The sequence below is a fragment of the Acidovorax sp. FJL06 genome, assembly GCF_003852545.1.
In the GTDB taxonomy this organism is placed as follows: Bacteria; Pseudomonadota; Gammaproteobacteria; order Burkholderiales; family Burkholderiaceae_C; genus Acidovorax.
In genome coordinates this window covers 1-26,074 of sequence record NZ_QAJR01000025.1, presented here as the reverse complement: position 1 = coordinate 26,074, position 26,074 = coordinate 1, and the positions used below count along the sequence as shown (strand labels likewise).

26 protein-coding genes are annotated in these 26,074 nt (G+C 65.1%); 12 read left to right on the top strand and 14 right to left on the bottom strand.

Translation table 11 applies throughout. From position 1 onward, the window contains the following. Positions 1-129 precede the first annotated feature (129 nt). Positions 130-2,364: an EAL domain-containing protein gene (locus tag DBV10_RS14515; protein WP_124514330.1), complete on the top strand. Its 2,235-nt coding sequence runs from the start codon at positions 130-132 to the stop codon at positions 2,362-2,364. 59 nt (positions 2,365-2,423) lie between these two features. Here DBV10_RS14515 and DBV10_RS14510 read toward each other — a convergent pair whose 3' ends face one another. Beyond that, positions 2,424-2,873, bottom strand: a complete 450-nt coding sequence (locus tag DBV10_RS14510) for a CBS domain-containing protein (RefSeq protein WP_124514329.1) — start codon at positions 2,871-2,873, stop codon at positions 2,424-2,426. A 125-nt stretch (positions 2,874-2,998) separates the two neighbouring features. Here DBV10_RS14510 and DBV10_RS14505 point away from each other — a divergent pair, with 125 nt between their 5' ends. Further along, entirely contained in the window at positions 2,999-4,309 is a 1,311-nt protein-coding gene (locus tag DBV10_RS14505; protein WP_124514328.1) for an O-acetylhomoserine aminocarboxypropyltransferase, read from the top strand. Between the two features lie 2 nt (positions 4,310-4,311). Beyond that, on the top strand, positions 4,312-5,133 hold the full coding sequence (locus DBV10_RS14500) for an alpha/beta fold hydrolase (protein WP_124514327.1): 822 nt from the start codon (positions 4,312-4,314) through the stop codon (positions 5,131-5,133). Between the two features lie 30 nt (positions 5,134-5,163). On the opposite strand, the gene DBV10_RS14495 is transcribed toward DBV10_RS14500, so the two are convergent. Further along, on the bottom strand, positions 5,164-6,414 hold the full coding sequence (locus DBV10_RS14495) for a DUF418 domain-containing protein (protein ID WP_124514326.1): 1,251 nt from the start codon (positions 6,412-6,414) through the stop codon (positions 5,164-5,166). Positions 6,415-6,603: 189 nt separating this feature from the next. On the opposite strand from DBV10_RS14495, the gene DBV10_RS14490 reads away from it, so the two are divergent. Further along, entirely contained in the window at positions 6,604-6,942 is a 339-nt protein-coding gene (locus tag DBV10_RS14490) for an Mpo1-like protein (RefSeq protein ID WP_124514325.1), read from the top strand. Between the two features lie 79 nt (positions 6,943-7,021). On the opposite strand, the gene DBV10_RS14485 is transcribed toward DBV10_RS14490, so the two are convergent. Further along, the gene (locus DBV10_RS14485) at positions 7,022-8,284 is read right to left on the bottom strand and encodes a YihY family inner membrane protein (protein WP_124514324.1); all 1,263 of its coding nucleotides are present in this window, start codon (positions 8,282-8,284) and stop codon (positions 7,022-7,024) included. Between the two features lie 21 nt (positions 8,285-8,305). On the opposite strand from DBV10_RS14485, the gene DBV10_RS14480 reads away from it, so the two are divergent. From DBV10_RS14480 to DBV10_RS14465, 4 genes are all read left to right on the top strand, one after another. Further along, entirely contained in the window at positions 8,306-8,740 is a 435-nt protein-coding gene (locus DBV10_RS14480) for a DUF2069 domain-containing protein (RefSeq protein WP_124514323.1), read from the top strand. Between the two features lie 67 nt (positions 8,741-8,807). Next, on the top strand, positions 8,808-10,223 hold the full coding sequence (locus DBV10_RS14475) for an FAD-binding oxidoreductase (RefSeq protein ID WP_124514322.1): 1,416 nt from the start codon (positions 8,808-8,810) through the stop codon (positions 10,221-10,223). Positions 10,224-10,241: 18 nt separating this feature from the next. Continuing rightward, complete coding sequence (locus DBV10_RS14470; protein WP_124514321.1) at positions 10,242-10,709, top strand: GNAT family N-acetyltransferase; 468 nt, start codon at positions 10,242-10,244, stop codon at positions 10,707-10,709. A gap of 18 nt (positions 10,710-10,727) precedes the next feature. Further along, on the top strand, positions 10,728-11,348 hold the full coding sequence (locus DBV10_RS14465) for an SMI1/KNR4 family protein (RefSeq protein ID WP_124514320.1): 621 nt from the start codon (positions 10,728-10,730) through the stop codon (positions 11,346-11,348). 59 nt (positions 11,349-11,407) lie between these two features. On the opposite strand, the gene DBV10_RS14460 is transcribed toward DBV10_RS14465, so the two are convergent. After that, positions 11,408-11,926 carry a hypothetical protein gene (locus tag DBV10_RS14460; protein WP_124514319.1) on the bottom strand — a complete coding sequence of 173 codons (519 nt, stop codon included), beginning with the start codon at positions 11,924-11,926 and terminating at the stop codon, positions 11,408-11,410. A 206-nt stretch (positions 11,927-12,132) separates the two neighbouring features. Between DBV10_RS14460 and DBV10_RS14455 the strand changes: the two genes are divergently transcribed. The 4 genes from DBV10_RS14455 (at position 12,133) to xth (ending at position 15,088) form a co-directional block, all read left to right on the top strand. Then, a complete protein-coding gene (locus tag DBV10_RS14455; protein WP_124514318.1) occupies positions 12,133-12,987 on the top strand; it encodes a thymidylate synthase in 855 nt (284 codons plus the stop codon). A gap of 110 nt (positions 12,988-13,097) precedes the next feature. Beyond that, complete coding sequence (locus DBV10_RS14450) at positions 13,098-13,706, top strand: DUF4337 domain-containing protein (protein ID WP_124514317.1); 609 nt, start codon at positions 13,098-13,100, stop codon at positions 13,704-13,706. 41 nt (positions 13,707-13,747) lie between these two features. After that, a complete protein-coding gene (locus DBV10_RS14445) occupies positions 13,748-14,239 on the top strand; it encodes a dihydrofolate reductase (protein WP_124514316.1) in 492 nt (163 codons plus the stop codon). Positions 14,240-14,311: 72 nt separating this feature from the next. After that, positions 14,312-15,088 carry an exodeoxyribonuclease III gene (gene xth, locus DBV10_RS14440; protein ID WP_124514315.1) on the top strand — a complete coding sequence of 259 codons (777 nt, stop codon included), beginning with the start codon at positions 14,312-14,314 and terminating at the stop codon, positions 15,086-15,088. A 171-nt stretch (positions 15,089-15,259) separates the two neighbouring features. On the opposite strand, the gene ntrC is transcribed toward xth, so the two are convergent. The 10 genes from ntrC to DBV10_RS14390 all read right to left on the bottom strand — a co-directional run bounded on the left by ntrC (position 15,260) and on the right by DBV10_RS14390 (position 26,008). Next, on the bottom strand, positions 15,260-16,903 hold the full coding sequence (gene ntrC, locus DBV10_RS14435; RefSeq protein ID WP_124514314.1) for a nitrogen regulation protein NR(I): 1,644 nt from the start codon (positions 16,901-16,903) through the stop codon (positions 15,260-15,262). Between the two features lie 54 nt (positions 16,904-16,957). Then, entirely contained in the window at positions 16,958-17,983 is a 1,026-nt protein-coding gene (gene glnL / locus DBV10_RS14430) for a nitrogen regulation protein NR(II) (protein ID WP_124514415.1), read from the bottom strand. A gap of 82 nt (positions 17,984-18,065) precedes the next feature. Then, positions 18,066-18,569, bottom strand: coding sequence for a hypothetical protein (locus DBV10_RS14425; protein WP_124514313.1), 504 nt, complete (start codon positions 18,567-18,569; stop codon positions 18,066-18,068). 213 nt (positions 18,570-18,782) lie between these two features. Next, entirely contained in the window at positions 18,783-20,198 is a 1,416-nt protein-coding gene (gene glnA, locus DBV10_RS14420) for a type I glutamate--ammonia ligase (protein ID WP_124514312.1), read from the bottom strand. A gap of 172 nt (positions 20,199-20,370) precedes the next feature. After that, positions 20,371-21,192 (bottom strand): molybdopterin-binding protein, encoded by an 822-nt coding sequence (locus tag DBV10_RS14415; RefSeq protein WP_124514311.1) that lies wholly within the window; start codon positions 21,190-21,192, stop codon positions 20,371-20,373. Continuing rightward, on the bottom strand, positions 21,189-22,112 hold the full coding sequence (locus tag DBV10_RS14410; RefSeq protein ID WP_233589930.1) for an EI24 domain-containing protein: 924 nt from the start codon (positions 22,110-22,112) through the stop codon (positions 21,189-21,191). The genes DBV10_RS14415 and DBV10_RS14410 overlap by 4 nt, the downstream gene beginning before the upstream one ends. A 35-nt stretch (positions 22,113-22,147) precedes the next feature. Further along, the gene (locus DBV10_RS14405) at positions 22,148-23,161 is read right to left on the bottom strand and encodes a sterol desaturase family protein (RefSeq protein WP_124514309.1); all 1,014 of its coding nucleotides are present in this window, start codon (positions 23,159-23,161) and stop codon (positions 22,148-22,150) included. Between the two features lie 96 nt (positions 23,162-23,257). Then, entirely contained in the window at positions 23,258-23,989 is a 732-nt protein-coding gene (locus DBV10_RS14400) for a polysaccharide deacetylase family protein (RefSeq protein ID WP_124514308.1), read from the bottom strand. A gap of 116 nt (positions 23,990-24,105) precedes the next feature. Further along, positions 24,106-25,089, bottom strand: a complete 984-nt coding sequence (locus DBV10_RS14395) for a YncE family protein (RefSeq protein ID WP_124514414.1) — start codon at positions 25,087-25,089, stop codon at positions 24,106-24,108. Positions 25,090-25,258: 169 nt separating this feature from the next. Next, a complete protein-coding gene (locus DBV10_RS14390) occupies positions 25,259-26,008 on the bottom strand; it encodes a 16S rRNA pseudouridine(516) synthase (protein WP_124514307.1) in 750 nt (249 codons plus the stop codon). Positions 26,009-26,074 lie beyond the last annotated feature (66 nt).

The window sequence follows — 26,074 nt, the reverse complement described above, 5'->3', positions numbered from 1 at the left end:
GCCGTGCCATCGCGCGGGGTGCGTCCAGACGGTCAATCCCGGATGACAGAAACCGGACACACAGGGCATATCACGCTTGGCAGCGCCAAACACGCTTGCTAGGATCCCCAAACCACCTTCGGGACCTTCATGCCTGTTTCTGCTCTGCCAACGCCCGGTCCCTCATTCCCCGACGCAGCACCGCAGCTTTCGACGCTGGCAGATGCCCCGCTGCGCAGGGCGCTGGATGCCAGCGACAACGCCATCGTGATGACCGACAGCGCCCGGCGCGTGGTGTACGTCAACCAGGGCTTCACACGCCTGTTTGGCTTCGAGGCCGAGGAAATGCTCGGCAAGTTCCTGAGCCAGGTGCTGCTGGGCCCGCATTCCGATCCGTCCCTGCTGGCCAGCATCCGCGAGAACGTCATGGAACATGGCCAGTTCCACATCGAGACGCTGCTGTACAGCAAGACCGGCCAGCCGCGCTGGGTGTCGATGGTGATCAATGCCTCGGACGAGGCCTCGGGCGGCCCCGGGGGCAGCGTCACGGTGCTGACCGACATCACGCTCACCAAAATGCACGAGGTCCTGCAGACCCGGGTGTTGGAAGGCATGGTCAGCGAGCTGCCCCTGCGCGAGCTGATGGCGCTGGTGTGCCGCGAGGTCGAGCGCATCGCGCCCGAGGTGACCGCCTCCATTCTTGCTGTCGATGCGCAGGGCCGGCTGCACCCGCTGGCAGCACCGGGCCTGCCCCCCGCCCTCTGCGAGGCCCTTGACGGCCTGCCCATCGGCCCGCGAGCAGGCTGCGGCACAGCGGCGTTTCGCAATGCCCCCATCGTTGCCACCGACATCGCGACGGACCCTTTGTGGGACGACTACCGCCCCCTGTTTGCCCCCACCGGCCTGCGGGCGTGCTGGTCCAACCCCATCCGCAACCACCAGGGCCAGCCGATAGGCACCTTCGCTTTTTACTTTCGGGAGCACCGTGAACCCGAGGCGCTGCACCTCCGGCTGTTGGACGTGTGCCTGCACCTGTGCGCCCTCGCGATCGAGCGGGACAGCACCCACCAGCGCATCCACCAATTGGCGTTTTTTGACGTATTGACGGGGCTGCCCAACCGCGCCATGTTCCGCAGCAGCGCAGAGCGCGCGCTGGCGGGCCTGCAGCGGGGCGGCCACCCCGGCGCCCTGCTGTTCGTGAACCTGGACCGCTTCAAGCAGGTCAACGACACCCAGGGGCATGCGGCCGGCGATGCGCTGCTGTGCGAGGTGGCCACGCGGCTGACACAATGCCTGCGCGCACGCGACCTGATCGGGCGGCTGTCGGGCGACGAGTTCGTGCTGCTGCTGTCCGAATGCGCTACCGAGCAGGCGGTGCAGATGGCCCACCGCATGCTGGAGGCCATCGCCCAGCCCTTGCACATCAATGAACAGGTCCACCTGCCCCATGCCAGCGTGGGCATCGCCATGTTCCCCGACGATGGGGACGGCATCGACACCTTGCTGCTGCACGCCGACCAAGCCATGCACCAGGCCAAGAGCGACCACCGGCACAGCCTGCAGCTTTTCAGCGCCGAGATGAACCGCCGTGCACAAGAGCGCGCCTCGCTGGAGCGCGCGCTGCAACAGGCCTTGGCCGAACGCAGCCTCACCCTGCACTACCAGCCCCAGGTGCTCAGCAGCGCGCCCGGCACCCTGCATGGGGTAGAGGCCCTGGCACGCTGGCACCACCCCACCTGGGGCATGGTGCCCCCTTCGCAGTTCATCCCCGTCGCGGAAGAAGCGGGCCTGATCCACGCGCTCACCCTGTGGCTGCTGGACGAAGCCTGCCGGCAACTGGCGGCATGGCGCACGGCGGGCCACGATGTGCCCTGTGTGGCCATCAACCTGTCGGGCCGCAGTTTTCACCGGCCCGAGTTCGCACAGGAGATTGGCGATGCGCTGACACGCCACGGCCTGCGCGCCAGCGATGTGCTTTTGGAAATTACCGAAAGCGTGATGATGGATGCACGGCCCGTGACCCTGGCCAACATCGACACCCTGCACCAGCAGGGCTTCAAGCTGTCGCTGGATGACTTTGGCACGGGGTACTCCAGCCTCAGCTACCTGCACCGCCTGCCCATCAGCGAGCTCAAGCTGGACATGGCCTTTGTGCAGGACCTCACCACCAGCCCCACGGCCCGCGCGCTCACGGTGTCGGTGCTGAGCATCGCCCACAGCCTGGGCATGGTGGTGGTCGCCGAGGGGGTGGAAACCGCAGGCCAACAACAGTGGCTGCAGGCCCATGGCTGCCCGGTGCTGCAGGGCTATCTGTTTGGCAAGCCACTGCCGCCCGATGGAATCGAGGCCTGGCTGTGCGCCCAGGCGGTGGGTCGCAAACGCTGATCCCAGAGCCGTGGCGGCAACAGCGGCGGCGGCAATGGCACCCCGGGTGCCGCCCAGCCTCAGCCGCGCGGCTCTTCCTCGGGCCAGTCGCGGATATAGGCCTTGAGCATCTTGTTCTCGAAGTTCTGGCTGTCCACCACGGCCTTGGCCACGTCGTAGAAGCTGATCACCCCCATCAGCATCTTGCGGTCCATCACAGGCATGTAGCGCGCGTGGCGGTCCAGCATCATGCGGCGCACTTCGTCCATGTCGGTTTCGAGGGTGCAGGTCAAAGGCGCATCGTCCATGGCCGTGCGCACCAGCATCGTGCCCACGCTGCCGCCGTTTTTCACCACCGCCTGAATCACCTCGCGGAAGGTGAGCATGCCCACCAGGTCGCCGTGTTCCATCACCACCAGGGAGCCAATGTCGCGCTCTGCCATCAGGCCCGCAGCGCCCGCCAGCGGCTCGTCCGGCGAGGCGGTGTAGAGGGTGTTGCCTTTGACGCGAAGGATGTCGCTGACTTTCATGGTGCGGAGTCTCCGGGAGAGCGAGAAGAGAGAGGGGGCCACGGCGCGCGGCAGGCGCCACAAACAATTTGCTACCAAATATAGCCCACAATGCCCGCCTGCATTGACAACATGGGAGACACAAGATGCCCGGTTACGCCGACCCCGGCTTTGACACGCTGGCCCTGCACGCAGGCGCCAGCCCCGACCCCGCCACCGGCGCACGCGCCACGCCCATCCACCTGACCACCTCGTTCGTCTTCGAGTCGAGCGACCATGCCGCGTCGCTGTTCAACCTGGAGCGCGGCGGCCATGTGTACAGCCGCATCAGCAACCCCACCAATGCCGTGCTGGAACAGCGTGTGGCGGCGCTGGAGGGCGGCGTGGGCGCCATCACCACCGCCAGCGGCCAGGCCGCACTGCATCTGGCGATTGCCACGATCATGGGCGCGGGCAGCCACATTGTGGCGAGCACGGCGCTGTATGGCGGCTCGCAGAACCTGCTGCACTACACGCTCTCGCGCTTTGGCATCGAAACCACTTTTGTAAAGCCCGGCGACATCGACGGCTGGCGCGCTGCCGTGCGGCCCAACACCAAGCTGTTCTTTGGCGAAACCGTGGGCAACCCGGGCCTGGATGTGCTGGACATCCCCACCGTGTCTTCCATCGCCCACGAGGCCGGTGTGCCGCTGCTGGTGGACTCCACTCTCACCTCGCCCTGGCTCATCAAGCCGTTCGAGCATGGCGCCGATCTGGTCTACCACTCGGCCACCAAGTTCCTCTCGGGCCACGGCACCGTGGTGGGTGGCATCGTGGTGGACGGCGGCAGTTTTGACTGGGATGGCCCGAAATCGGCCGGCAAGTTTGCCGAGCTGACCCAGCCCTACGACGGCTTCCACAACATGGTGTTCACCGAAGAGAGCACCGTGGGCGCCTTTTTGTTGCGCGCGCGCCGTGAGGGCCTGCGCGACTTTGGCGCCTGCATGAGCCCGCACACGGCCTGGCTCATCTTGCAAGGCATCGAAACCCTGCCGCTGCGCATGCAGCAGCACATGCGCAACACCGAGAAGGTGGTCGAATTCTTGGCTGCGCAGCCCTTTGTATCGCGCGTGGGCCACCCCATGCTGGCATCGCACCCTAGCCACGCCCTCGCGCAAAAGCTGCTGCCGCGCGGTGCGGGCTCGGTGTTCAGCTTCGACCTCAAAGGCAACCGCGAGCAGGGCAAGAAGTTCATCGAAACCCTCAAGGTCTTCAGCCACCTGGCCAATGTGGGCGACTGCCGCAGCCTGGTGATCCACCCGGCCAGCACCACGCATTTCCGCATGAGCGACGAAGCGCTGGCGGGCGCGGGCATCACGCAGGGCACCATCCGCCTGTCGATCGGGCTCGAAGACGCCGATGACCTCATCGATGACCTCAAGCGCGCACTGAAAGCTGCAGAGAAAGCGGGGGCCTGACCATGCATATTCAAGTCAACGGCGCTGCCATCTACTGCTACACCGGTGGCAAGGCGTTTGATGCCGCCAAGCCCACCGTCGTCTTCATCCACGGCGTGCTCAACGACCACAGCGTGTGGGCCCTGCAAAGCCGCTACATGGCCCACCACGGCTGGAACGTGCTGGCCATCGACCTGCCCGGCCACTGCCGCAGCGGTGGCGACGCGCCCGCATCGGTGGAGCAGGCGGCCGATTTCATCGGTGCCCTGCTCGATGCCGCAGGCGTGCAGCGCGCAGCCCTGGTCGGACACAGCTGGGGGTCCCTCATCGCCATGGAGGCCGCCGCGCGGCTCCGGGACCGCATCAGCCACCTGGTGCTGGTGGGCACGGCCTTCCCGATGAAGGTGTCGCCCGCGCTCATCGAGGCCTCGCAGGTCGACCCGGAAAAGGCCATGCGCATGGTCAACGTGTTCTCCCGCAGCACGCTCGCGGCGCCGCCCTCTGCGCTGGGCCCGGGCACCTGGGTGTTTGGCGCGGGCATGGCGCTCTCGCGCAAGGTGCTGCGCAGCAATCCGGCCGTCGTCAACGTGTTCCACCGCGGCTTCGTGGCCTGCGACAGCTATGCCGGTGGCGAGGCGGCCATGGCGCAACTCACCTGCCCGGTGCTGTTTGCGCTCGGTGCGCAGGACCAGATGACGCCCCCGAAGGCCGCGCAGGGCTTGGTCAACGCGGCCCGTGCCGCAGGCCAATCGGTGTCGATCGCCAGCCTGCCGGTGGGCCACCACCAGATGACCGAGGCGCCGGAAGAAACGCTGTTCGCGCTGCGCGACTTTCTGGCCCGCTGAACACCGCACCGCCCGCTCCCTGGCCTGCGGTCAAGGCGTGGCGCGCCGCCATGCGGGCCACTGCCAGAGCGTGACGGCCCGCAGCAGCCATTCCACCGGGCCGTAGGCATGCGTGGCCATCCAGCGGCGGCTCCACGCCAGTTGGATGCCGTACAACGAGAGCACGCCCAGCACCACCAGCCAGGGCGCCACCCGGCCCACCAGCGCCAAACCATAGGCCGTGAAGACCAGCGCCCCCACCAGCGACTGCAGCAGGTAGTTCGACAGCGCCATGCGGCCTGCCGGCTCCAGCAGCGCCCCGAGGCGCTGGCCGGTGGGGCTGCGCTGCAGCAGCCACAGCAACAGCGCCCCATAGCCGAAAGTGAGCAACGGCGCCGTGGCCAGGTCCACCGCCAGCGCGGCCAGCCCCACATACTCAGGCTGCTGCACGCTGCTGGCGCCCACCTGCACAAAGGCATAGAACAAGGCCCCTGCCCCTCCGATGGGCAGGCTCCATGCCATCCACCGCTGGAGATGCGCAGGCTGCTGCGCCACCCGGACCAGATAGCCCGAACGGTGGGCTGCGAGCCCCAGCAGGAACATGGCCAGCGCACAAGGCCCCTGCACAAACACCAGCACAAACCAAACGCCTTCGGCCATGTCACGCCCGCGCTGGGCGATGGCATCCAACGCGCTCGCGCGGTAGGCCTGCGCGGCCTGCAGCGCCTTGGCATGCAGCTCGGCCACCGGCACCTCCAGGGGCGGCACATGCGCCACCAGCCACGCCAGCAGGCCCCAGCCTCCGGCCGTCATGCCCAGCAGCGCCAAGGCCAGCGCCGTGGCGGCAGCAGGTTTCAGCCCGCGCCAGGCCAGCAGCAGCACGCCCAGCAGCGCATAGGTGACCAGAATATCGCCCGCAAACAGCAGCCAGGCATGCGCGAGCCCCAACAGCAAAAGCCCCAACAGGCGCCGCAGAAAACGCGGCACAAAGGCGCTGCCGGATCGCTCCGCCGAATCCATCTGCAGCGCAAAGCTGTAGCCAAACAGCAGCGAGAACAGCAGATAGAACTTGGTTTCGAAGAGGAAGCTCACCAGCCATCGCACCGCGTGGTCCACGGGCCGGGAAAAGGCCGGGTCGGACACGCCCACGCCAAAGTAAGTGGATGCAAAGCTGCCCGCATTGACCAGGAAGATGCCCAGCAGCGCAAAGCCGCGCAGCGCGTCGATGGCACGTTCACGGCCAACGGCGGGGGCTGGGGAAGAAGGATTGGTGGTGGATTCAGCAGAAGTCATCACGGCCATGGTGGCAAAACCTGTTCAAGCACAAGCCGCAGCAACCCCTGTCCATCGCGGCACAGCATTGTCCCGAGCTTGGGCGTATAAATTGTTTGGCAGCGGCGCAGCCCCCAGGAGTTTGCGCACAAGCAAGGCCACGCTCAGATGGCCCAAGGATCACCCATAGATCGCAGACAGCCCCCACCAGGAGACACGATGGACATCAGCGCCCCCCACGCCACCACCACCGACCCGCGCAGCTTCAAGCGCTTTGCCGACTTCTACCCCTTCTACCTGGGCGAGCACGGCAACCGCACCTGCCGGCGCCTGCACTTCGTGGGCTCCACGCTCACGCTGGTCTGCCTGGCCATGCTGGTGGCCACGGGCAAGCCGCAGTACCTGCTGTATGGCCTGCTCTGCGGCTACGGCTTTGCCTGGGTGGGGCACTTCGGCTTTGAGAAGAACAAGCCCGCCAGCTTCAAGCGCCCGCTCTACAGCTTCATGGGCGACTGGGTGATGTACAAGGACCTCTGGACAGGCAAGGTGCCATTATGATTGGAACAAAATGGCCGCTTGCGCCCACCCACAGGGCGCAAGCAGCTATCCATTAAATAGCACCCAACACAACAGCCGGTCACCGCGCCAGCGCGGTGTCGCCCAGCACATCGGCCACTTGCAGGGTCTCCAGGCCCGAGCGCTGCCACAGCGGGCCCAGGCTTTGCACGCGCTCCAGCAGCAGCTTCTGCACCAGGGGGGCCAGCGGGGTGTGGGCCGGGTCGGCCAGCAGCACATAGCGCGGCTCGGGTACATCCGATGCGCCCACCGCCGCATCGGCCACCTCTCCCGCCCAGTCCAGCGCCGTGAGCGCTTCGAGCACGGGTTCGAGCTGCAGCACGTCCACGCGCAGCAGCTGTGCGAGCTGGCTGGGGCGCAGCCCCTTCATGGGCTGGCTGCGCGCGCGGTGCAGCGCCTGCAACACCTCGATGGCGAGCTGAAACGTCCAGCCCGCCACGGTGCCGCGCCGCGCCACACCGGCCAGCAGGCTGGGCAGGTAGGCCGTGACCACGGCCCCCAGCAGCACGATGACCCAGGCCACATAGATCCACACCAGCAGGATGGGCAGCGTGGCAAACGCGCCGTACACCACCGAATAGGTCGGCACCTTGCCCAGGTACAGCGCCAGCACCTTCTTGGCCAGCTCGATGCACACGGCCACGAACAGCCCGCCCGCCCAGGCATGGCGCCACTTCACCGGCGTGTTGGGCACATAGTGGTAGAGCGAGGCCATGCCCCCGGCCAGCACCACGAACTGGATCGAGTCGAACAGCAGCTGCACGCCGTCGGGCAGGCGCTTGACCAGCCCGCCCGAGGCCGACATCACATACGAGGTGAGCGCCAGGCTCGCCCCCATGAGCAGCGGCCCCAGCGTGATGGCCGCCCAGTAGATCAGCACCCGCTGCCCCAGCGGCCGCAGCCGCGGCACGCGCCAGATGTCATTGAGCGTGCGGTCGATGGTGAGGATCAGCGCCAGCGCCGTGGCCAGCAGGACGGAAAAACCCGCCACGCCCAGGCCGCTGGCCTTGGAGGAAAACTGGCTCAGGTAACCCAGCACCTGGCGCGAGATGCTGTCGGGCACCAGGCTGCTCACCAGCCAGCCCTGCAGTGCATCCTGCAGCTTGCCGAAGATGGGAAACGCCGTGAACACCGCCAGCGCCACGGTGAAGAACGGCACCAGCGCCAGGATGGTGGTGAAGGTCAGGCTGCTGGCCGTGAGCCCCAGGTGGTCCTCACGAAAGCGTTCGCGCAGCGTCTGGGCCGTGGTTTTCCACGGGAAGTGCGACAGCTCGGTCATCAGCGCCTCCACGCGCAGTGCGGCTGTCTTTAAGGTCAAGGGCATGGCCGATATGATGCCACCCCAATGACCGCATCCCCGACCGCCCCCGCCTCCCCTCTCCCACCTTCCGACCAGGGCGTTGCCGCCACACGCTGGCTGGCCACGGGCAGTCTGCTCGCGCTGATCGTGTTGTGCCTTGCGTGGGAGCTGGTGCTGGCCCCCGTGCGGCCCGGCGGCACCTGGCTGGCCATCAAGGCCCTGCCGCTGTGCATTCCGCTGGCGGGCATCCTCAAGAACCGCATGTACACCTACCGCTGGGTCAGCCTGGTGATCTGGCTGTACTTCACCGAAGGCGTTGTGCGGGGCTGGAGCGACAAGCCGCCATCGCAATGGTTGGCCTGGGCCGAGGTGGCGCTGTGCCTGGTACTGTTCACGGCCTGCACGCTGCATGTGCGCGTGCGCCAGCGCAACGCCAAGGCAGCTGCGGCAGAGGCCAGCGCAAGTGCGCCGGCCCCCTGATCCCCTGATGCCGCCAGCACAGCGCCCTGCCCCATCCCATCCATGCACTGACCACACCGTTTTGCCCATGACCACTTTGCTTGACACCCTGCGCACCCTCGTTGGCCCCACCCATGTGATCACCGAGGGCGACCTCACGGCCTGGGAGCAGGACTGGCGCCGCCGCGTGCGCGGCAAGGCCCTGGCCGTGGTGCGCCCCGCCAACACGCAAGAGGTGGCCGCTGTGGTCAAGGCCTGCGCGGCGGCGGGCACCGCCATCGTGCCCCAGGGCGGCAACACCGGCCTGGCCGTGGGCTCCACGCCCGACGATTCCGGCACGCAGATTGTGTTGAGCCTCACGCGCATGAACGCGGTGCGCAGCGTGGACACCGACAACCTCACCATGACCGTGGAAGCCGGCTGCATCCTGCAGAACCTGCAGGATGTGGCGCAGAACGCGGGTGTGCTGTTCCCCCTGAGCCTCGCGGCCGAGGGCAGCTGCACCATCGGCGGCAACCTCTCCACCAACGCGGGCGGCACGCAGGTGGTGCGCTACGGCAATGCGCGCGACCTGTGCCTGGGCCTGGAAGTGGTCACCGCCCAGGGCGAGGTGTGGGATGGCCTCAAGGGCCTGCGCAAGGACAACACGGGCTACGACCTGCGCGACCTGTTCATCGGCAGCGAAGGCACGCTGGGCATCATCACCGCTGCGACGATGAAGCTCTACCCCCAGCCCGCCGCCAACCTCACGGCCTGGGCCGCCGTGCCGTCGATGGAACACGCGGTAGCCCTGCTGGGCCTGGCGCACAAGCAGCTGGGCGCAGGCCTCACAGGCTTCGAGGTGATGGGCCAGTTTGCGCTGAGCCTGGTGGGCAAGCACATGCCGCAGCTGCGCGTGCCGTTTCTGGGTGACGAGAACGCCCCCTGGTGCGTGCTGCTGGAAAACTCCGACAGTGAATCCGAGGAACATGCGCGCGGCCGCTTCGAGGCCCTGCTGGAGACCGCCTTCGAGCTGGGCTGCGTGACCGACGCCGTGGTGGCCGAGAACCTCACCCAGGCCCACCAGCTGTGGCACATCCGCGAGAGCATTCCGCTCGCGCAGGCCGAAGAGGGCCTGAACATCAAGCACGACATCTCGGTGCAGATCTCGCGCATCCCCGCCTTTGTGGCGCACACCGACGCGGTGCTGCAGCGCGAGATCCCCGGCGTGCGCCTGGTCAACTTCGGCCATCTGGGCGACGGCAACCTGCACTACAACGTGCAGGCGCCCGCCGATGGCGATGCCAAGGCCTTCCTGCGCGAGCACGAAGAGCATGTGAATCACCTGGTCTACGAAGCCGTGGCCGAGTTCGGCGGCTCCTTCTCGGCCGAACACGGCATCGGCGAACTCAAGGCCGGCAAGCTGGCCAAGTACCAGTCGCCCGTGGCGCTCTCCATGATGCGCGCCATCAAGCAGGCACTGGACCCGCAGGGCACCATGAACCCGGGGCGGGTGCTGCAGTAAACCCACAGGAGACCGATCATGACCGCCGCCGTGACCGTGCGCCCCGCACAGCCCACCGACTATGCCGCCTGGCGCCCGCTCTGGGACGGCTACAACGCCTTCTACGGCCGCTTTGGCGCCACGGCGCTGCCCGAGCCCATCACAGAGGCCACCTGGCAGCGGTTTCACGATGCGGCGGAGCCCATGTTCTGCCTGGTGGCACAGGACGACGCCAGCGGCGAGCTGCTGGGCCTCACGCACTGCGTCTTTCACCGCAGCATGACGCGCATCGAACCCGTCTGCTACCTCAGCGATTTGTTCACCCGCGAGGCCGCGCGCGGCCGGGGCGTGGGGCGGGCGCTCATCCAGGCCGTGTACGACGCAGCCCGTGCCGCCAAATCTTCCCGCGTGTACTGGCAAACGCACGAGACCAATGCCGCCGGGCGCCAGCTGTATGACAAGCTGGCCAAGCACCACGGATTCATCGTGTACGCGCAAGAACTCTGACCGCCCCCAGGACCCGCGATGACACTGCCCGACCTGCACCGCGCCATTGCCGAACACGCCGGCACGTTCACCTGCGAACGCATCAACAAGCCGCAAGAAACCAAAACGGTCAACTTCCAGCACCTTATCCAACCGCCTGCAGCGCTGGATGCGCCGCTGCCCGACGTGGGCCAGCTGCCCGCGTTCTACGCCACCGTGGGCGGCGTCTTGCTGTACCACGACGCCAGCACGGGCGATGCCGCCCGCTACATCGCACCGCCCGCCGAATGGGCCACGCTGCAAGAGGCCTTCAACGGCTGGACCGAGCACCTCAGCGACGAAGAACGCGAAGACATCCTGCCCGACTGGATCGACCACTGCCTGGTGATTGGCGAGACGCCCCACTCGGGCAACTACATCCTGATGGCGACCGATGGTGCGTGCGCCGGACAGGTGTTCGAGTTCGACCACGACGGTTTTGAGTTCACCCAAGCGGCTGACGACCTGGTGGACTATGTGCAGCGCCTGCTGCACCTCGACAGCCAAACGCTGGCCAACATCGCCTCGCACATGCGCTTCATCGACAGGAACACGGGGGCGCAGTGGTGGATTCTGGAAATGAACGACAACCGGGGCCACCGGGTGTGCACCAGCATCTGAGGCATTCCACCTCGGGAACGCGTCCCCAAAATTGATCCCAACCGTGATCTTGGGCAGATCTAATTTGCTGGATACAACCTCAAAGTGAGCTGATGACCTTCAGATGCCGGAGCCCATTCTTTTCGCTTGAGTTCCATGAGCCAATCAGCAGATTTCCACCGTTTGCTTTGCCCAGCCAAGATTGCCTGTTCAAGCCCTTTGGGAATGTGACCAAGCACCTCTGTAGCCAACCTGTTGGCGGCAGGCAAAAGCGCGACATAAGCTCCCGACGCTTCTTGCGGATTATTCACATTGAGCATGAGAGACAAGTACTCAAGTTTGTGGATTTGGCCTGGCTGCGATAGCGAATAGAACGCCAGCGTATTGTTCAAGCGATTACGCCCCGGAGTAGGCGTGACCGCTTTCGGCTGGCTGGAGCATCCCGGGAAATCCCCCTTATCAAAAACTCCTGTTGGCATCCCAATCTTTGCGCCCAACGAACAGAATTTTTCCGGATGAAGATTGGACGTCAAACCGTTCCCCATTGAACAAAGCGGAAGACATAACATTCCGACAAGCAAAAAATCTTTGAGCCGCATACGCGCCTTCCGTGGTGATCTTGTTGTTGAGGCATTCTATGAAATGCGAAATCGCCCTATTAAGATTGCCCCGCCTCAATCACCAGCCTCCTGCACAGGCCCCACGCCAGCCGCATAAAATCCTGCAGTGCGCGCGCCCGGCTATCGCCACCTAGCGGCGGCGTGCCTCGCACCGATCCACCGTGATGAGCTCCTCCTCCCGCCCCATGAACCAGCCCCTTGCCGCTGCAGCCGCCCGCCCCGTGCGCTCCCAGTACGAAGACTTCATGCGCCATGTGTTCACCCACGGCGTGCACAAGTCGGACCGCACGGGCACGGGCACGACCAGCGTGTTCGGCCACCAGATGCGGTTTGACCTGAAAGAGGGCTTTCCGCTGGTCACCACCAAGAAGGTGCACCTCAAATCCATCATCCAGGAGCTGCTGTGGTTCCTCACCGGCTCCAGCAGCAACAATTGGCTGAAAGAGCGCGGTGTGTCCATCTGGGACGAATGGGCGCGCGAGGACGGTGACCTGGGCCCGGTCTATGGCGTGCAGTGGCGCAGCTGGCCCACGCCCGACGGCGGCCACATCGACCAGATCAGCGACGTGATCAAGACCCTCAAGGCCAACCCCGACTCGCGCCGCATCATCGTGAGCGCATGGAACGTTGCCGAGTTGCACAAGATGGCGCTCATGCCCTGCCATGCGTTCTTCCAGTTCTATGTGGCGCCGGCGCAGGACAGTGGCGGGCGCGGCACGCTCAGTTGCCAGCTTTACCAGCGTAGCGCCGACATCTTTCTGGGTGTGCCCTTCAACATCGCCAGCTATGCGCTGCTGACCCACATGGTGGCCCAGCAATGCGACCTGGATGTGGGCGACTTCATCTGGACCGGCGGCGACTGCCACATCTACAGCAACCACCACGAGCAGGTGCAGACCCAGCTGGCGCGCACGCCCTACCCCTACCCCGTGCTCAACATCAAGCGCAAGCCCAGCAGCATCTTCGACTACGAGTACGAAGACTTCGAAGTGGTGGACTACCAGTGCCACCCGGCCATCAAGGCCCCCGTGGCGGTCTGACCTCCGCAAGCCGCCGCACAGCCCCCAACCCCTGACCGATCCCCACGGGCAAGGCGCCCTGGTTGCGCCCTGCCTTTTTTCTTCACAGTCCACATCGAGAACTTGCATCCATGTCTTCCGGCGGATTTCACGTACACGGCCCCCACGACCACGCAGTTGAACATGCCACCCACGGCGACCACGCCGCGGACCACGGCGCCGAGGGCGGCAACGGTTCTTCGATGAACAAGATCGCCATGTTCACGGCCATCGTCGCCACGGTGGGCGCCATCTTCTCGTACATGGGCGGGGCCACGCAGGCCAACGCCGGCCTGCTCAAGAACGACGCAGCCATCAAGAAGACCGAAGCCTCCAACCAGTGGAATTACTTCCAGTCCAAGAGCACCAAGCAGTCGCTTGCCGAGCTGGCCCGTGATCTGACCCCTGCCGAGCCCGAAAAGGCCAAATACCAGGGCAAGGTGGACCGCTACGAAAAGGAAAAGAACGAAATCAAGGCCGTGGCCGAAAAGCTGGAAGCCGACTCCCACACCTTCGACCAGCAAAGCGAAGCCCAGATGCACCAGCACCACCGCTGGGCCCAGGCCACCACCGCACTGCAGGTGGCGATTGCACTGGCTGCGATTGCGCTGCTGACCAGGAAGAAGTGGCTCGAATACGGCATGTACGGCGTGGCCGCCGTGGGCCTGGGCGTGGGCGTGCTCGCGGCCTTGCACGTCTGAGGCATCCGAGAGACTGCCGCCCCACCAAGGAACTGCCCGCCATGCCCCTGCACCTCATCTACGCCCGCGCCGCCAATGGCGTCATCGGCCGGGACAACCGGCTCCCCTGGCACCTGGCCGAGGACATGGCGCATTTCAAGCAGCTCACGCAGGGTTGCCCGGTGGTCATGGGGCGCAAAACCTGGGACTCGCTGCCTCCGCGCTTTCGCCCCCTGCCCGGCCGCACCAACATCGTGGTGACGCGCCAGGCGGACTGGCGGGCCGAGGGCGCTTTGCGTGCGGGCAGCCTGGGCGAGGCCCTGGCGCAGTGCGATGCGGGCCAGACCGTGTGGGTGATCGGCGGCGCGCAAATCTACGCCGAAGCCCTGCCCCTGGCCGACCGCGTGGAAGTGACCGAGATCGACCAGCCCTTCGACGGCGATGCCTACGCCCCTACGCTGGGCCCGGAATGGGCAGAATCGGCACGCAGCAGCCGCCAGGTGGGCAGCAACGGGCTGCCGTTCAGCTTCGTGACCTACCTGCGCGCGGCCTGACCACCACCGCCATTTACTCACTTATTGATAGCTAATAGCGCTTGATGGACGGGCGCCAAAGGCCAAAAATCCATGCAAATAGCCACCTGGAACGTGAACTCCCTGTCGGTGCGACTGCCCCAGGTGCTGGCCTGGCTGGCCGCCAACCCGGTCGATGCGCTGTGCCTGCAAGAGCTCAAGCTCACCGACGACAAGTTTCCCCACGACGCGCTCAAGGAGGCGGGCTATGAAGCCGCAGCCTTTGGCCAAAAGACCTACAACGGCGTGGCCATCCTGAGCCGCCACCCGCTGCGCGACGTGGTGCGCAACATCCCCGGCTTCGCGGATGAGCAGGCCCGCGTCGTCGCTGCCACGCTGGACACGCCTGCGGGCCCCGTGCGCCTGCTCAACGGCTACTTCGTCAACGGCCAGGAGCCGGGCTCGGAAAAGTTTGCCTACAAGATGCGCTGGCTGCAGGCGCTGCAGGACATGGTGCGCGCCGAGATGGCTGCGCACCCGCGCCTGGTGCTGGTGGGCGACTTCAACGTGGCGCCCGAAGACCGCGACTCCTACGACCCCGAAGGCCTGCGCGAAACCATCCACCACACCACCGAAGAGCGCAACCACTTCCAGGCCCTGCTGGCGCTGGGGCTGACCGATGCGTTCCGCATGTTCGAGCAGCCCGAAAAGAGCTTCTCGTGGTGGGACTACCGCATGCTGGGCTTCCAGAAAAACCGGGGCCTGCGCATCGACCACATCCTGGTGAGCGAGGCCCTCAAGCCCACGGTGACGGCCTGTGTGGTGGACCGCGCCCCACGCAAGAACCCGCAGCCCAGCGACCACACACCGGTGGTCGTCACCCTGGGTTGATTTGCTACTAATTCAATAGCTATCAAGACAATAGGGACGAGCGCAAGCGGCATTTTCTACCTTGATCTCTGAATCACCCAAGCCAAAGAGCCCCTGGCAGCTTGCCGCTACCAGGGGCTCTTTTCTATCCGGCTATCCGGCTGTCAGGCTGTCAGGCTGTCAGGCGGGCGCTCACGCCTCATCCGGCGCGTCCAGCCCCAGTTCCTGGATCTTGCGCGTGATGGTGTTGCGCCCGATGCCCAGGCGCTGCGCGGCCTCCATGCGCCGGCCATGGGTGGCCACCAGGGCCGTGCGGATCAGGCGCGACTCAAAGCGCCGCGTGAGCGCATCCCACACCTCGGGCTGACCACCCGCCAGCAGCTTCTGCGCTTCGGTTTCCAGGGCCTGCTCCCAGCTGCAGGCAACCACAGCCGCCGCGACCGGGGCCGGCGTGGCATCGGCCGTGGACCACGAGGGCGTGGCAGCAGCCGAGGCCAGGCCCGCGCCCGCCATGCCGGCTGGCGGGGCCGCTGCGGGGTGCAGCCCGCCCACCAGCTCGGAGGGGGATGCCGCCGCGATGGGGGCCACGGGCATCGCCGTGACCACGGCGGATGCATCAGCGCCGCTGCCGCCAGCCCGTGCAGACGGCTGGTAGACCGGAGCCTCCAGCACCTCGGGCGGCAGGTCCTGCAGCGAGATCACCTGCGCGGGCGCCATCACCGTGAGCCAGTGGCAGATGTTTTCCAGCTGGCGCACGTTGCCGGGGAAAGCGAATTGCTCCAGCCGCACCAACGCCGAATCGGCAATGCGCTTGGGCTCCACACCCAGCTGCCGCGCGCTTTGCTGCAGGAAGTGGCGCGTGAGCATGGGCACGTCTTCGTGCCGCTCGCGCAGCGCGGGCAGGCGCAGGCGGATCACGTTCAAGCGGTGGAACAAGTCCTCGCGGAAGCCGCCCTCCTTGACGCGCTGCTCCAGGTTCTGGTGGGTCGCGGCAATCACGCGCACATGGGCTTTGACGGCCGCATGGCCGCCCACGCGGTAGAACTGGCCGTCGGACAACACGCGCAAGAGGCGCGTCTGCAGGTCAAACGGCATGTCGCCGATTTCATCGAGGAACAGCGTGCCGCCCTCGGCCTGCTCGAAGCGGCCGCGCCGCTGGGTCTGCGCGCCGGTGAACGCGCCACGTTCGTGGCCGAAGAGTTCGCTCTCCAGCAGGTCCTTGGGGATGGCCGCCGTGTTGATGGCCACAAAGGGGCCGTCCGCCACGGGCGAATGCTTGTGCAGCGCGCGCGCCACCAGCTCCTTGCCCGAGCCTGATTCGCCGGTGATGAGCACCGTGACCTGGCTTTGGGAGAGCCGCCCGATGGCGCGGAACACGTCCTGCATGGCGGGCGCCTGGCCCAGCATTTCGGGGGTGGCGGTCTGGCGCTCTTCGGTGACCTCTTCGCGCTGGCTTTCTTCCACCGCGCGGCGGATCAGCTCCACGGCCTTGGGCAGGTCGAACGGCTTGGGCAGGTATTCAAATGCGCCGCGCTGGAAGGCCGACACCGCGCTGTCGAGGTCGGAGTACGCCGTCATGATGATGACGGGCAGGCCAGGCTGCAGCTCGCGCACCTTCTCCAGCAGCTGCAGGCCCGAGCCCCCGGGCATGCGGATGTCGCTCACCAGGACCTGCGGGCCCTGGCGGGCGGGGTCGCCCGCCGTGATGTCGGCCAGCGCATCGAGCACCTCGCGCGGGTGGGTGAAGCTGCGCGTGGGCAGGTTCTCGCGGGCCAGCGCCTTTTCCAGGACGAAGCGGATCGAGGGGTCGTCATCTACTATCCAGATCGGCTTCATATGTTTTTCTTACCTTCCCTGTGGTTGCGTGTCAGGGACCGTCGTGCGCGGTTGTCAAGGCAGCGGAATCAGGATGCGGAAGTCGGTGCGACCCGGCACGCTGTCGCATTCGATCAACCCATGGTGGCGCTGTACGAAGGTTTGCGCCAACGTCAGCCCCAGCCCTGATCCGCCGTCCCGCCCCGACACCAGTGGATAGAAAATCCGCTCCTTGATGGCATCGGGGACGCCCGGTCCGTTATCGATGACATGCAATTCCAGTGCCAGCCGGTAGCGCTGGCGGCCGAACGTGACCTGGCGGGCCACACGGGTGCGCAGCGTGATCACGGCATCGCCCGCCGCAATGCGGTCGGTCAGGGCCTGCGCTGCGTTCTGCACGATGTTCAGCACGGCCTGGATGAGCTGCGCGCGGTCGCCCCGGAACTCAGGGATGGAAGTGTCGTAGTCGCGCTGGACCTTGAGGCCTTGCGGGTATTCGACCAGCACCAGCGAACGCACGCGCTCGCACACCTCGTGGATGTTCACGTCGCCCACCAGGTGCGGGTGGCGGTGGGGCGCCAGCAACCGGTCCACCAGGCTTTGCAGGCGGTCGGCCTCGTGGATGATGACCTGGGTGTATTCGGTCAGCTCGCGGCTTTCCAGCTCCATCTCCAGCAGCTGCGCCGCGCCCCGGATGCCGCCCAGCGGGTTCTTGATCTCGTGGGCCAGGTTGCGGATCAGCTCCTTGTTGGCCTGGGCCTGGTCGCGCAGGCGCTCTTCGCGGTCCTGGCGGGCCTGCTGCTCCAGGGGCCACAGCTCCACCAGGATCTCGCCCACCTGCTCGGCATCGGCCACGTTGACATGCACGGGCACGGGCTCCTGGTGCAGGCGCTTCAGGCTGGCCTCGTAGCGCAGCGCGGCAAAGTCCTTGCCCCGTGCGCCTGCCAGGGCGGTCTGCAGGAGCGCCGGGTCGGTAAAAAAGGCAGAGAAGTCGGCCCCTTCCAGGGTGCGCCGCGACTGGCCCAGGGTGTTTTCCAGGGCCGCGTTGGCAAACTGCACGGCACCATCATCGGCACGCAGCACCGCCACCAGGGTGGACATCAGGTCCAGCGAATGAAAGCGCCCGGTATCGGTGCCGGGCAGTTCAGGAGAAGAAGGGGGGCTCACACGCAGGAGGGGATTGTTAGTTGGCGGGGGCAGGCAGGCGGGCGATCTCGCGCTTGATGCCTGCGATGTCGCTCTCGCTGCGGGCCACGCTGGCCTTGAGTTCGGCCGTGCGCTCCATGTAGCGCTGGGGGTTGCGCAGGTCGAGCGCGTTGCGCTCAGGGGCGCCGTTGTTGTATTCCTTCACGAGTTCGGCATGGCGCGATTCGGCCTTGCGCAGCTCGGATTCCAGGATGGCGCGGGCATCGGAGTCCCGGGCCTTCTGGTCGTTGTTGCTGACCTTGGGGGCTGTGGCGGGCGAGGTAGCGGCTGCGCTGCCAGAGGACGAAGGCGCCGCGCCCGATGCCGGCCGGCTGCCTTGCACCACGGTGACATTGCCCCCTTCCACCAGCTTGCAACCACGCTCCTTGGCCTGGCTGGCGTTGTTCGTGTATTCGTTGCCGCAACGGTAGATGCGGTCTTGCGCCCACGCGGCCGGAACCGTGGAGGCAATGAGTAGCAGGGTGATGAGCGTTTTTTTCATTCAGGTTCCTCGCATGGACATGCAGGAGAGAAAGGAGTATCCACCAATCGCCACACATCGCCAATCGAGCAAGGGCGGACCTGGGCAGGGGTTTATCCAAGGATGCAACACCCACCCCCTTGGTTCCGCCACGGGCCGCACAGACGCATCCGGCCCCATGAAAAAAGGCGGCTTGCGCCGCCTTTTTCTGAGCAATGGTCTGCAGGCAGACGATTACAGCGAGTAGTACATGTCGTACTCGACAGGGTGCACGGCCATGCGGAAGCGGGTCACTTCGTTCATCTTCAGGTCGATGTAGGCATCGATCATGCTGTCGGTGAACACGCCACCCTTGGTCAGGAACGCGCGGTCCTTGTCCAGGTGCTCCAGGGCCTGGTCCAGGCTGTGGCACACGGTGGGCACCAGCTTGTCTTCTTCTGGAGGCAGGTGGTACAGATCCTTCGTGGCGGCTTCGCCGGGATGGATCTTGTTTTCCACGCCGTCCAGACCTGCCATCAGCAGGGCTGCGAAGCCCAGGTAGGGGTTCATCAGTGGATCGGGGAAGCGGGCTTCCACGCGGCGGCCCTTGGGGTTGGCCACGTAAGGGATGCGGATGGAGGCCGAGCGGTTCTTGGCCGAGTAGGCCAGCTTCACCGGGGCTTCGAAGTGGGGCACCAGGCGCTTGTAGCTGTTGGTGCCGGGGTTGGTGATGGCGTTCAGGGCACGGGCGTGCTTGATGATGCCGCCGATGTAGTACAGCGCGAAGTCCGACAGACCGGCATAGCCGTCACCAGCGAACAGGTTCTTGCCGTCCTTCCAGACGGACTGGTGCACGTGCATGCCGGAACCGTTGTCGCCGTGGTAGGGCTTGGGCATGAACGTGGCGGTCTTGCCGTAGGCGTTGGCCACGTTGTGGATCACGTACTTTTGCAGGATGGTCCAGTCGGCGCGCTCGACCAGCGTGCTGAAACGGGTACCAATTTCGTTCTGGCCGGCGCCCGCCACTTCGTGGTGGAACACTTCGACCGGGATGCCCAGGGATTCGAGGATCAGGGACATCTCGGCGCGCATGTCTTGCGTGCTGTCAACGGGAGGCACGGGGAAGTAGCCGCCCTTGACGGTGGGACGGTGGCCACGGTTGCCGCCTTCGAGCTTGGCGCCGGTGTTCCAGGGGGCTTCGTATTCGTCGATTTCGTAGAAGGTGTTGTTGGGCTCAGTGCTCCAGCGAACGCCGTCGAAGATGAAGAATTCTGGCTCGGGACCGAAGTAGGCGGTGTCGCCCAGGCCGGAGGCCTTCAGGTAGGCTTCAGCGCGCTTGGCGATGGAGCGAGGGTCGCGGTCGTAGGCCTTGCCGTCGGTGGGCTCGATCACGTCGCAGGTCAGGATCAGCGTCGTTTCTTCGAAGAAAGGATCGATGTTGGCCGTGCTGGGATCGGGGATCAGCTGCATGTCGGAGGCTTCGATGCCCTTCCAGCCGGCAATCGACGAACCATCAAAGGCGTGGCCCGAAATGAACTTGTCTTCGTCGAAGTGAGAGACGGGCACCGTGGTGTGCTGTTGTTTGCCACGGGTGTCGGTAAAACGGAAGTCAATGAACTTGACTTCGTTTTCCTTCACCATCTTCATCACGTCTGCAACGGTCTTGGCCATCAGGTTCTCCTGGGTAAAGCGCTTGTTGAAAAAAGATTTTGTCGAAATAAAAGCAGTTTGCGTGCCAGCCGAGTGCGCTACCGCACTATGAAGGAGCGCCGCAGACTGCGGGCTGGCACGGCATCCATCAAAAAGCACCAAAACAGTGCAATCCATGGATCGACACTGAACATCACAGGTTACGCACCAACTCGGGGCCGCAATTTGCACCAAAATCGTGCAATCCTTTTTTTAGTTCCTGCCATGCAGCAGGAACCGAAGGCGCAGGCCCTTTGACGCCCAGTTCGATGTGCCGCCCGTATTGTGGATGATCTACGCTGGGCAGACTGAACACCCGCACCTGCGGATGCATTTTTTCGATGTGCTCCATGAGAGGCGTCAATGCCGCCTCCATGGCGCCATAAACCACCACCGACTGCTCGGTCTGAGGGATGCGGTTGAAGAACGCCGCATAGTGCTGGTCGAGCACCCCTTCGATCATGGGCCAGGCCATCACGGGAAAGCCCGGAACAAAGTGCACGGCACCGCCCCCCGGGGCGTCGCAGCTGAAACCCGGGATCTTGTTGTACGGGTTGGGAATGATGCAGGCCCCTGCCGGAAACACCCCCATGTTGAGCCGATGGATGTTGTCGGGCCGGTCGGCCTCGTAGGGCACGCCCTGCTCCCGCGCAACATCCTGCATGCGTTCGCGGATCAGGGCCTCGGCCTCTGGGTGCAGGGCCAGATCGCGCCCCAGGGCCCGGGCCGCGCACTGGCGCGTGTGGTCATCGGGTGTGGCGCCAATGCCGCCACACGAGAACACCACATCGCCCGAAGCGAAGGCGCGCTGCAAGGTGGCTGTGATCCGGTCGGGGTTGTCGCCCACGTAATCTGCATAGGCCAGTGACAGGCCGCGCGCCGCCAGAAGCTCGATCACTTTGGGCATGTGCTTGTCGGCCCGTTTGCCCGACAGGATTTCATCGCCCACGATGATGAGGCCGAAAGAAGGGGTCATGGTGCAGGGGTTCCACGGGTTGGGGGTTCAGCAGCAGGCAAAGACGCCACAGGAGGTGCCGCCGCAGCTGGCGCTCCGACCCCATCCAGCGCAACGGGCGGGGCGGCCACTGGTGCCAACCCGGCGGACTCGGCCCGCAGGCGCTGCAGTGCAGCCAGGCCATAGTGGGTGAACCAGAGCGACGAGAACGCAAAAACGAGGGTGTAGATCCAGATGGCCAGCGGCACGAGCACAAAAAACGCCGCAGCAAAGACCACGCCGGAGGCCCACACAATGCTGGGCGCAGCCCCCAGATAGCCGGTGACGATGCCGATGCCCAACAGGCTGCTGCGGTGGCGGCGGAAGATCTCCTGCCGCTCCTCCTTGCTGGCATGGTCGGCCAGCGCATCAAACACCATCACCCGGTAGGTGAGCCAACCCCAGATCAAGGGCGGCAGCACCAGCACCAGCGGCGGCACAAGCCACAACGGGATCGACACCACCAAAGCCACCAGCGCCAGCACGGTAGAGCTCACCGACCAGGCCACGCTGGCGATGAAAGAACCGCCCTTCTTGCGCTCCAGGTTCGGAAAGCGCCGGTCGGCCACCAAGGCCACCAACGCGGGCGTCATGAGCACCGCCACTGCCAGCAGCGACACCACCACCAGGACAGGCGCCACGGCCAGGACCACCATCAGGGGCGCCATCACAGCCGTGACATCCCCCATGCCCCAGCCCTGCAACCAGCCCCAGACGCTGGCCAGCAGCGTGGAGGCATCCAGCAGTGAGCGCATGCCCAGGACCGCAGCATCCCAGTAGAAGTAGCCCAGGCCCAATGCCAAGGCCACCATCAGCAGCAGCGGCAACAGCGACAGGACAATGACGCGTGGCCGCAGGCAATAGGCCGCGGCGCGCCAGAATGAATCAAGCAGGAGTCCCATGCCGGCAAGCATACCTTGAGCGCTCGCCGGGCGGCTCAGGCTTTGCCCAGCAGCCGCAGGACACCCCGCCATTGCTGGGACCAGAACCCTTTGCCATAGTCGCGCACCCGGCCCTGGGCATCGGGCTCGACCTGATCACGCACGCCGGTGGGGTCAAACCGCCACTCGAAGTTGGCGGTGCGCATCAGCATGTCCCACCAGGGCAACAACACCCCGAAATTGTGCCCCCCCAGCACGACGCGGGGCCCTGCAGACGGCATGCCGCCAGATACCGCCACCGCAGGCTTCACAGTCTCGTGGCCAATGCCGATGCTGTGGTGCAGGCGGTGGAAACGCGGGCTGACCCACAGGCGCTCGCCCCAGCGGCCGAACCACAAGCGCACATTGGCATGCTGAAAGCTCTCGCTGAGCTGGGTGATGGCCACGATGGCAATGAACTGCCCCGGGGCCACACCGATGGTTTGCGCCACGACCACCAAAATCGCGTCCCGCAGCAGGTCGTCGAGCAGGTGGTTGCGGTTGTCGCTCCACATGGTCATCTGTTGCTGCGCATGGTGCAGGGAATGCAGGCGCCACCACCATTCAAAGTGGTGCTGGCCCCGGTGGATCCAGTAGTCCACAAAATCGAACACCACCAGATACAGCAGCAGGCTGACCCAGGGGATGTCGGTGATGCCCGGCCAGATGCCATCCAGCTGGAACGTGCTGACCCCGGCCACACGCAAGGCACCAAACAGGGAATCGGCCAACGGGTCCACCGAGAAGAACAATGCCAACCGAAACACGCCCAGCCGATGGATCAGCGTGTAAAGGATGTCGGTGCGGACGGTGGCACGGTTGGTCACCGGCTCCACCGGCCACAGGCGCTGCAGCGGGCCGATCACGGCCACGATCACCACCAGTTGCAGCAGGCCTACCAGCAGCCAGCCGGAGGCCTCATAGCCGTTTTCCAGCAGGTTGGCCTGCCCCATCGAGAACATCAGTGGCTGCAGCACGCTCTCGAAAAGCCACTGCTGCACACCGTCAAACCAGGCACCGAGCCAGCCCATCACGTCACACTCCATTGTCAGAATACAGGCGACAAGCCCGGCGCCATCGCGCACCGGCGTCCTCGCAGCCCATCGCCATGCTGCGCATTTTGTCCATTAGCGGCCTGCGCCATACCGGGGGTGCTCCCGCAAGGTACGAAAGCAGAAGCCCTGCTGCTTGAGGCCCACAATCAGGGGCTCCAGCACGGCCGGCGCCCAAGGGTCCTTGCGCGACCAGATCCCCAGATGTGCCAACAGAATATCGCCGCTGCGCACCTCGCGCAGCGCCTTGCGCAGCAGGGCCGCGTTACTGGCGCGTTCACTGGGCAGCTCATCCCCCAGAAACCCGGCAGGCGACCAGCCTACATGCGCAAAACCGCAGGCCTGCGCGCTGGCAATCAGCTGGGGAGAAGTTTTTCCTCCGGGCGCACGAAACAGTGACAGCGGAGGCTTGCCCGTCACCACCTTCAGGCGACGGGAAGCGCGGGCAATCTCTTCGCAGTATTCGGCCGCCGACAGCACAGAATCCTGCCCCTCCCGCGCACCGGCAGAAGGACGCACGCGAAACGCCGGGTTGTGCGCATCGCCGAGGTCTGCGCGCCAATAGGTATGGTCCCAGGTGTGGGAGGCGAACTCATGCCCCTCGGTCGCACGCGCGCGCCACCAGGGAGCCCAGTGCTCGCCCAGGCTGCCGTCCCCCTCCTTCGTGCGTTCATTCGCGGCGAAGAAGGTCACGCGGACCTGCTGGCGGTTCAACACATCGGCCACCAATGGGGCAATCTCCATGTGGCCGGTATCAAACGTCAGGTACAGGGGTTTCTGGCAATCCGGTGGGGCAGCGGCCGCCATTTGCACACTGGCCGCACTAGCGCTTGCCAGCAAAGCGGGTAATGCTATCAAAAACGCAGCAAACCAAGAACATCCACCCAGCGCACCGACCCGCATGAATGGACAGGCCTCAGCGTTCAACGTGGCGCGTGGTGCAGCGTCCATACGCCGTGGGGCGACTTGCCCACCGCCACCTGCCGCACGACCTTCTTGGTCTCGGTGTCCACCACAGACAGCTTGCGGGCCCAACGCGAACTCACGTAGATGAAGCGGCCATCGGCAGACACGTCCATGCAGTCGGGACCACCCGGCACAGGGTAGGACTCCACCACCTGCTGCGTGACCATGTCGATCTTGCTGATGGAATTGGCAACCCGGTTGCTCACATAAAGGTGGCGGCCATCGCCGGCAGAGCGGAACGCATGCGCGCCATTGCCGGTCTTGATCTTTTTAATGCTGACAGGCTCACGTCCCGACACGTCGAACACCTCAACGCTGTCGCTGCCCGTCAGGCCCACAAACACGCGTTTGTCGTCCGGGCTGCCATAGACATCCGCAGGCATGGCACCGGTCTTGGTGCGCCATTTGACGGTCTGCGTGGCAATGTCAATGGCGACCAATTCATCGCTGTCCTGCATGGTCGAGTACACCGTGGTGCTGCGGCTGTCGATCCACAAATGGCTGGGTGTGCGCGACGTGGCAACGCGCTGCACCAGAGCCAACTCCTTGCCATCCCAACGGTAAAAATCCACGTGGTTCAGGCGATTGGCCGCCGTGATGAGCCATTTCATGTCAGGACTGAAACGCAGGTGGTACGGGTCCACAATGCCGCGTACAGTGCGCTGGACCTGGGCGGTACGGGGATCAATGAACGTCAGCGTATCGCCCAGTGCATTCGCCACGATGACGGACTTCTCGTCTGGCGTCAGATAGAGGTGATGCGGCTCTTTGCCCGTGGGAATCCGGGTGGTTTCGGTCCATGTCGCCGGATCAATGACGCTGACGTTCGCCTCCAGGGAGTTGAGAACGAACAGCGGTGGCACCTGCGCCACGGCACTCCCAATGGAAAAGCAGAGCCCACAGAGGGCAAGACACACACGTGCAATCGAAAAAATCTTCACAGAACCACTTTCAACACAGCCCTTGAGTGTAGCTCTGCGCCCGCCCGCGATCGACTCCTGCGCAAGTAGCATCCTCGATATGGCGTGAACATTGATAAAAATCATGCCCCCGGGCCGTCTCTGCGCAGGCGGTGCCTGCGGCGTGGGACCCCGTGATACGCCCGCCAACTCAGGGACTGCGAGTCAAGCACAGCAGATCGTCCTCGCTGAGCCATCGCCACGCGCCCGGCGCCAGATCGTCCGGTAAGTCCATGGCACCGATCCGGGAGCGATGCAGCCCTTCCACCCGGTTACCCACAGCAGCCAGCATGCGCTTGACCTGGTGGTATTTGCCCTCCGTCAAGGTCAAATCCAGGCGATGGCTGGCAACCACCTCACAGGCAGCAGCGCGAACCGGCTTGGGGTCATCATCCAGCACCACCCCCGCCAGCAACTTGGACACCTGAGATGCATCCACTGGGTGCTTGGTCGTGACCTGGTACACCTTGGGAACATGCTTCTTGGGTGAACTCATCCGATGGATGAACTGGCCATCGTCGCTCAGCAGCAGCATCCCCGTCGTATCCTGATCCAGGCGCCCAACGGCCTGAATCCCTTGTACGGCACTCTTCGTCGGCCTCTGGCGCAGCGGCGGCGGCAACAAGGTGTAGATACTGGGATAGGTCGACGGCTGTTGGGAGCATTCGGTCCCTGCCGGCTTGTGCAAAAGCACATAGGCTTTGGCGTGATAGGGCCAATCGACGCCCTGCACCCGTAGAAGCAAACCATCGGGATCGTACTCGGCAACCGCGTCTGTGCACGGGCGGTACTCGGCATCCAAAGATGACTCGCGCACAGACACCCAGCCTTGCTGGATTAATCCCGCACAGACGCGGCGCGTGCCAAACCCCTGGGAATACAAAATGTCTTGTAGTTGCATAGCGAAAACAGGGTTGAAGCCATCAGGGCAGCATTTTCATCCCCCCCAAAGCAAAACGCCCTTCTA

What these genes read in the sequence shown, in the direction of transcription:
- DBV10_RS14515 (WP_124514330.1), top strand. Translation starts at nt 130, where the DNA reads ATGCCTGTTTCTGCTCTGCCAACGCCCGGTCCCTCATTCCCCGACGCA.
- DBV10_RS14510 (WP_124514329.1), bottom strand. Translation starts at nt 2,873, where the DNA reads ATGAAAGTCAGCGACATCCTTCGCGTCAAAGGCAACACCCTCTACACC.
- DBV10_RS14505 (WP_124514328.1), top strand. Translation starts at nt 2,999, where the DNA reads ATGCCCGGTTACGCCGACCCCGGCTTTGACACGCTGGCCCTGCACGCA.
- DBV10_RS14500 (WP_124514327.1), top strand. Translation starts at nt 4,312, where the DNA reads ATGCATATTCAAGTCAACGGCGCTGCCATCTACTGCTACACCGGTGGC.
- DBV10_RS14495 (WP_124514326.1), bottom strand. Translation starts at nt 6,414, where the DNA reads ATGGCCGTGATGACTTCTGCTGAATCCACCACCAATCCTTCTTCCCCA.
- DBV10_RS14490 (WP_124514325.1), top strand. Translation starts at nt 6,604, where the DNA reads ATGGACATCAGCGCCCCCCACGCCACCACCACCGACCCGCGCAGCTTC.
- DBV10_RS14485 (WP_124514324.1), bottom strand. Translation starts at nt 8,284, where the DNA reads ATGCCCTTGACCTTAAAGACAGCCGCACTGCGCGTGGAGGCGCTGATG.
- DBV10_RS14480 (WP_124514323.1), top strand. Translation starts at nt 8,306, where the DNA reads ATGACCGCATCCCCGACCGCCCCCGCCTCCCCTCTCCCACCTTCCGAC.
- DBV10_RS14475 (WP_124514322.1), top strand. Translation starts at nt 8,808, where the DNA reads ATGACCACTTTGCTTGACACCCTGCGCACCCTCGTTGGCCCCACCCAT.
- DBV10_RS14470 (WP_124514321.1), top strand. Translation starts at nt 10,242, where the DNA reads ATGACCGCCGCCGTGACCGTGCGCCCCGCACAGCCCACCGACTATGCC.
- DBV10_RS14465 (WP_124514320.1), top strand. Translation starts at nt 10,728, where the DNA reads ATGACACTGCCCGACCTGCACCGCGCCATTGCCGAACACGCCGGCACG.
- DBV10_RS14460 (WP_124514319.1), bottom strand. Translation starts at nt 11,926, where the DNA reads ATGCGGCTCAAAGATTTTTTGCTTGTCGGAATGTTATGTCTTCCGCTT.
- DBV10_RS14455 (WP_124514318.1), top strand. Translation starts at nt 12,133, where the DNA reads ATGAACCAGCCCCTTGCCGCTGCAGCCGCCCGCCCCGTGCGCTCCCAG.
- DBV10_RS14450 (WP_124514317.1), top strand. Translation starts at nt 13,098, where the DNA reads ATGTCTTCCGGCGGATTTCACGTACACGGCCCCCACGACCACGCAGTT.
- DBV10_RS14445 (WP_124514316.1), top strand. Translation starts at nt 13,748, where the DNA reads ATGCCCCTGCACCTCATCTACGCCCGCGCCGCCAATGGCGTCATCGGC.
- xth (WP_124514315.1), top strand. Translation starts at nt 14,312, where the DNA reads ATGCAAATAGCCACCTGGAACGTGAACTCCCTGTCGGTGCGACTGCCC.
- ntrC (WP_124514314.1), bottom strand. Translation starts at nt 16,903, where the DNA reads ATGAAGCCGATCTGGATAGTAGATGACGACCCCTCGATCCGCTTCGTC.
- glnL (WP_124514415.1), bottom strand. Translation starts at nt 17,983, where the DNA reads ATGTCCACCCTGGTGGCGGTGCTGCGTGCCGATGATGGTGCCGTGCAG.
- DBV10_RS14425 (WP_124514313.1), bottom strand. Translation starts at nt 18,569, where the DNA reads ATGAAAAAAACGCTCATCACCCTGCTACTCATTGCCTCCACGGTTCCG.
- glnA (WP_124514312.1), bottom strand. Translation starts at nt 20,198, where the DNA reads ATGGCCAAGACCGTTGCAGACGTGATGAAGATGGTGAAGGAAAACGAA.
- DBV10_RS14415 (WP_124514311.1), bottom strand. Translation starts at nt 21,192, where the DNA reads ATGACCCCTTCTTTCGGCCTCATCATCGTGGGCGATGAAATCCTGTCG.
- DBV10_RS14410 (WP_233589930.1), bottom strand. Translation starts at nt 22,112, where the DNA reads ATGGGACTCCTGCTTGATTCATTCTGGCGCGCCGCGGCCTATTGCCTG.
- DBV10_RS14405 (WP_124514309.1), bottom strand. Translation starts at nt 23,161, where the DNA reads ATGGGCTGGCTCGGTGCCTGGTTTGACGGTGTGCAGCAGTGGCTTTTC.
- DBV10_RS14400 (WP_124514308.1), bottom strand. Translation starts at nt 23,989, where the DNA reads ATGGCGGCCGCTGCCCCACCGGATTGCCAGAAACCCCTGTACCTGACG.
- DBV10_RS14390 (WP_124514307.1), bottom strand. Translation starts at nt 26,008, where the DNA reads ATGCAACTACAAGACATTTTGTATTCCCAGGGGTTTGGCACGCGCCGC.